General features: G+C 44.3%; 3 protein-coding genes. All 3 read left to right on the top strand.

Annotated features, from left to right (window positions below):
• Positions 1–3,376 (top strand): gliding motility-associated C-terminal domain-containing protein (locus J0X14_RS11000; protein ID WP_207097829.1); only part of this gene is annotated, 3,376 nt, incomplete at its 5' end.
• Between the two features lies 1 nt (position 3,377).
• Positions 3,378–4,373 carry a type IX secretion system membrane protein PorP/SprF gene (locus J0X14_RS10995; protein WP_207097828.1) on the top strand — a complete coding sequence of 332 codons (996 nt, stop codon included), beginning with the start codon at positions 3,378–3,380 and terminating at the stop codon, positions 4,371–4,373.
• 1 nt (position 4,374) lies between these two features.
• Positions 4,375–6,318 (top strand): OmpA family protein, encoded by a 1,944-nt coding sequence (locus tag J0X14_RS10990; RefSeq protein ID WP_207097827.1) that lies wholly within the window; start codon positions 4,375–4,377, stop codon positions 6,316–6,318.
• Positions 6,319–6,321 lie beyond the last annotated feature (3 nt).

Here is a 6,321-nt window from a genome sequence, read left to right as displayed (position 1 = left end):
CTTCACGGTTGGCGGCGATGCGACCTCCGGGAGCGATTACACGGGCATCGGCACGAGCGTTGCCATCCCCGATGGGTCTGACCAGGCTACGATAACGATCACCCCGATAGACGATGGAGATGTCGAGGCGGACGAGACGGTCACGGTTACCCTTGCAGCCGGCACGGGCTACACTGTGGGCGCACCGGCCAGTGACACGGTCACCATAGAAAGCGAGGATACTGCTGTAGCCACCATAACAGCCAATGATTCCGCAGCAGCTGAGAGTCCGGTTAACACAGGTCAGTTTACTGTAAACCTTGGCGCAACAAATGGTACAGGGTCTCCAATTACTGTTGGATATACGGTTACAGGAGATGCGACTCCTGGCGATGATTACAATGCACTTTCAGGAAGTGTCAACATACCCAATGGACAACAGGCCGCCACAATTTTGGTAACGCCCATTGATGATGGGCTTACAGAATTGGACGAAACGGTCATAGTCACCCTTGATGCAGGTGCTGGTTACATAGTGGGAACTCCAGACAATGCAACTGTGACTATAGCTAGCGATGATGATGTACAACCTTCTGGATATACAGTCATTATAAACCAAGACCCTATTAATGCGGCCAACCAGAGCGCGGTAAGTTTTTCTTTTTCTGGTGCGCCTACTTTTTTAACCTCCTTTGATTACACATTTTCTAGCGATGGCGACGGTGGTGCAACAACTGTAACTGGAACAGGATTTGTACTTACCGCAAATAGGACCGTTACCAATATAGATGTAAGCAGCTTGCCCGATGGTATTATTACTCTTGCAGTAACTGTATCCAATGTTTTGGGTACCGAAGGGCCGGAAACCACTGATACGGCTACCAAGCTTACCACCCTTCCTTCAGGCTATTCTGTGAGCATAGATCAGAATCCAATAAATGAAACCAACGAAAATACAGTAAGTTTCACCTTTGCAGGGGCGGAAGTTGATGCAGACTACGACTATACCTTTACAAGTACTGGTGGTGGCACTCCTGTTCTCGGCAGTGGTACGATAACAACGGCTACAGACCAAATAACAGGAATTGATTTAAGCGGACTTTCCAATGGTACTGTTACACTGAGTGTAACCTTGTCGAATGCCAATGGCGATGGCCCTGATGTTACGGATACCGCTGTTAAGGAAACCTGCTTTGCCGGTACTACAGCCCCTGTGGCCAACAGCACACCTACGACTTTTTGTGATGTAGTGAACCAAGATTTAAATTTATACACCTCAAGTGTGGAACCTGCGGGTACCATGCTGCGCTGGAGTACCAATTCGGATACTTCCGTAACAGGGGATTTCTTAGGTGGTAATACCGCCACGGCTCCAGGAACCTATTATGGATTTTTCTATGATGCAACAAATAATTGCGCAAGTCCAACCTTGGAAATCACATTAACGCTAAATACAACTCCAGAGCCGGGAACGGCTACTAATGTTTCCAGATGTAGTAATTCTGGTGATGGGGTCAGCATATTGCTTTTGGATAATACGTTGATAGGGGCCGATCTGGGAACATGGGCATTGACCTCATCACAAGTCGGTTCGTCAATTGTTATCAATGGTGATAATAGTGTTGATTTTGATGGTCAACCCGAAGGAGCTTACGTTTTTACCTATACTACAACTGGCGCCACAGCACCGTGTACCAACCAAAGTGTGGACCTAACGGTCACGGTGCAAGACTGTTCTCTTCCTTGCGATGCAGGGGATACGGCTCCAGCCTTGGATTCAAGTCAACCTACAGTTTTTTGTGACGAAGTGTCGGCAAATCTAGATTTATATGTGACCAATACAGCACCTGCAGGTAGTGTCTTGACCTGGAGTACCGACCCTGATCCTTTACAAACCGATCAACACCGAAGTGGTATGGTCAATAATCCAGCATCCTATTTTGGGTTCTTTTATGATGCCGTAAATGGTTGTGCCAGTCCGGTACTTACGGTTACCTTGGAGCTTTTTCCGACCCCAACCATTACCAATACGGAAGGCGACGAGCGGTGTGGTGAAGGCACATTGACCCTGTCGGCGACAGCTAGCAATGGAGTTTTAAATTGGTATGCCGCCCCAACGGGTGGAACCGCTTTGGCAACAGGGAATACGTTTATTACACCTTCCATTGCAACCACTACTTCTTATTATGTGCAAGCTTCGGCGAGCGGTTGTGCATCTGAACGGGTGGAAGTAGTAGCTACTATAAATGACACGCCTTCTGCAGGAACACCTACCGATACGGTGGCTTGCAATATGGTGGGCAATGGAGGCCCCAATACTGTAGATTTGGATAATACTTTGACCGGTGCAGATGCTGGAACCTGGGCCATTGTTACCGACCCATCGGGGGGAACATTGACTATTGGTACCGATAATGTTGTTGATTTTGACGGTTTGCCAGTGGGAGATTATGTATTTGAATATACCACAACAGGAGCTGTAGCGCCCTGTACCACTGATACAGCGCAAGTCACCATAACTGTTAGTGCTTGCAATGTGGATACGGACGGTGATGGACTTACCGATGCCGAGGAAAATACGTTGGGTACCAACATCAATAACCCAGATACGGATGGCGATGGGTTAACTGATGGCGAAGAAGTATTGGTGGTGGACGACCCCAGTACCACTGCAGTTCCTGAAAATGCCACAGACCCCTTGGATGCTTGTGATCCTTTCTTGACACCCGATTGTAACCCAATGGATATTGATTTGGCCATTACAAAGGATGTAAATGAAAGTGAGCCGCTTTTGGGAGAACAAATTACGTTTACCATTACTTTGGAAAATGTGGATATGACAAGGGTCTTGGATATTGTTGTGACCGATATATTGGATGATGCTTTTGGATATGTTTCGCATCAGGCATCAATGGGAACATATGATCCAGTTACGGGAGAATGGTCCATTGATGAGTTCACAACTGATGACCAAACCGCCACCTTGGATATCACTGTGAATGCAAATACTGCTGGATCAGTTCAGAACACCGCAACAATTACTTCTTCTTTCCCAACAGATGGAGTTGCATCAAACAATACGGCTACCGTCTCTGTTCAGGTGAATAGAAGTGCATGCGAAGATGTGGGAACCATTTGTAATATATTTTCACCCAATGGAGATGGTAAAAATGACAGATTGATATTGGTGGGACATGAGCAATTTTCAAATAATAGTTTTGAAGTTTTTGATCGCTATGGAAACAGTGTCTTCCAAATGGATGGCTATAATAGTTCATGGGATGGGACAGGAAAGAATGGCGATTTGCCCAAAGGAACCTATTTCTATATTTTGGACCTCAATGGAGATGGTTCGGAAGTAGTAAAAGGTTGGATTCAAATTGTAAGGAACAACTAAAATGCCAGATATAATAGGTTTGTCAAAATATAAAATTGTTCTCGTGGTGCTTCTTGTGGTCGTAGGTATTTCGCATGCCCAAAAAGAACCCCAATACACCCAATATATGTACAACATCGGAAGCTTTAATGCGGCCTATTCGGGTACCGTGGAGAGTCCGGAGATCATAGGTTTGTATAGAGCACAGTGGGTGGATATTGAGGGTGCGCCAACCACCATTAGGGCAGGGGCAAACATTCCTTTCAGCAATGAAAAAATGGGATTGGGAATCAATATTGTGAGTGACCAATTGGGCCCTTCCACACAAACCTATTTTGATGTGGCCTATTCCTACCAAATACAGCTTTCCGAGGAAACAAAGTTATCATTCGGGCTTAATGCGGGAGGATCTTCCCTAAATATTGATTACTCCAAGGGTACGGTTAATAATCCTTCTGACCCATCTGTTATCGGTGGAGAATACACCAACTTCTACCCCACGGTGGGGGCTGGACTTTTTATGTACCATGAAGAGGATTGGTATTTGGGACTTTCGGTGCCCAATTTTTTAACCAATGCCCTTTATAATGATGAAGTGGCCACCATTGTGGAAGACAATATGCAGTTCAATGTGATTGGAGGGTATGTATTTCAGATTTCGGATCAGACCAAGTTTAAACCCGCTTTTTTGGTAAATTACCTACAAGGAGCCCCGGTAAATGTGAACCTATCGGCCAATTTCCAGTTTATTGATGCGCTAACTGTGGGAGCTTCATACCGTTTTGATAATGCGGTGAGTGGTTTGGCCGGTTTTCAGATATCCAATGCCATGTTCATTGGCTATTCTTACGATTACAACACCAATTTATTGGGAGAGTACAGCGGAGGCTCACATGAGGCCATATTAAAATTTTATATTGGTCGTGGTGGTTTTGGTTCTGGAGGCTCTAAAACAAGAAATAAAAACAAGAAAACGAACAGTAAAGGAAAACAGATAGATTCCCCAAGATTTTTCTAAGATGAACAAAGCAAAACAAATTCGGCTAGTGTTTTTGGCAACCCTTTTGGGTGTGGTTTTCTGCTTTGGTCAGAAAAAGTCCAAAGGAGACGATTTCTTTTTTCAATACAAATACCAGCAAGCCATTGCTGCGTATGAAGCTCAAATGATGGAAGGGGTGCTTTCCGAACAACAATTCTTGAATTTGGCCGACTCGTATTTTGAGGCCAACCATTTTGAAAAGGCTTCGGAAGCCTATTTGGAGCTTTACAAAAAGGACACTTTAATGGGTGAGCACCATTTCAATAAAATGTTGCAGAGCATTTCAAAGACCTCAGACACTGAGAGAAAGAATGCCTTTTTATCCACAATGTCGTCCAGTTTTCCAAAGGAACTCATGGAGAATATGGAGTTTAACCAGCAATTGATGCAAAACAATGCCGCAGATTCTGGTTTGGATTATCAGATTTTCAACTTGGCTGGCAATAGTCCCCAGACCGATTTTGCACCCTCGTTTTACAAAGACCAGCTTTTGTTCACCAGTGGTCGATTACAGCAGAAAGGGAATCGCTACGAACCAGGCAACGAAGATTATTTCAATATTTATGGGGCCTTTGTTCAACCCGATGGGCAAATTTCAGATATTCAACCCTTTGGAGAGGTTCCAAGCTCCAAATACCATAAGGCCACACCGTATTATTCTGAAGGTCTCGAAAGTATTTTTTATGTGCTGTCCAATACAGAGGATGGAGAACTGGCTTTCGATGCAAACGGAAAAAATGCCTTGGCTATCGGGAAACAGGTGGTTGGAGGTTCATTTCAGTTGTTGTTGAAGGACCTGAGTACATCGTTTTATTATCCTTTTTATGATGAGCGCAGTGGAAAATTGTATTTCTCGGCCAATTTTGAGGACGGTTATGGTGGCACCGATATTTACTATGTGTACACCAATAACGGTCAGGTGATGTCGGCTCCCATTAATTTGGGGCCCCGAATAAATTCACCGGGGAATGAGATAGCACCCTTTATCTTTGAGGGCAGTTTTTACTTTTCTTCAGATGTCTTCTATGGTTTTGGGGGAATGGATGTGTATAAATCCAATATGGAAGGGGAGGACTTCAGTATTCCCATTAATCTAGGAAGGGGCATCAATTCCACCGAGGATGATTTTGGATTGATTATGCGGAATGAAGGTGAGGGCTTGTTGGGGTATTTTGCTTCCAATAGGGCCGGAGGAAAGGGTAAAGATGATGTATATGGGTTTAAAGTGGATGAGAAACCCGGCTTAAAAACAATCACCTTGAGGGGAAAGGTTGTTAAGTCGTATGATGTTTCCAAAGTTGTGGACAAGGCTGCTGTTCGATTGTGGAATGTAAACGGTGAACTTTTGACCGAGACCTATTCGGATGACGAAGGCAATTATAGGGTGGAAATCCCTTGGGAGGAAGAAGTGGTCTTGGAGTCCACCAAAGAGCGGTACTCCCAGTTTACCAAGCGGTTTTCCAAAAGTGATTTTGAAGGAAAGGAAACCTTGGATTTTGATATAGGCATTTCTTTTTATGATGATTTGGTGGAAGAAAAAGAAGACCAAATGGTCGTAAAAATGAAAAAATTCCTTTTTGGGAACAATCGTACGCAACTGACACCAGAAATTGAAGCTGAGTTGAACAAGGTGGTAGCTTTTGTAAAAGGCTTTCCGTCAGCACAGCTTCGGATAGAGACCTATACCGATAGTAGGGGGGGGAGTTCAACCAACTTTAGGTTGACCCAGAGTCGCTCTGATGCCATAAAACAATATTTGATCAATCAGGGTGTTCCTGCTTCCAATATCCTTTACTCTGTTGGATATGGAGAGGAAAAAATTCTGAACAATTGCACCAACGGCGTTTACTGTTTGGAAATGCTACATCAACAAAATCAAAGATCCTTAGTTGTCGTTCTCAATGACAATATTCTTTTTGACTAATTG

Origin of the sequence: Allomuricauda sp. CAU 1633 (assembly GCF_017313225.1) — a bacterium.
GTDB lineage: Bacteria > Bacteroidota > Bacteroidia > Flavobacteriales > Flavobacteriaceae > Flagellimonas.
This window is presented reverse-complemented; position numbering and strand designations above follow the sequence as displayed.

Excerpts from the sequence above, each read along its gene's own strand:
- J0X14_RS10995 (WP_207097828.1), top strand. The coding sequence starts at position 3,378 with ATGCCAGATATAATAGGTTTGTCAAAATATAAAATTGTTCTCGTGGTG.
- J0X14_RS10990 (WP_207097827.1), top strand. The coding sequence starts at position 4,375 with ATGAACAAAGCAAAACAAATTCGGCTAGTGTTTTTGGCAACCCTTTTG.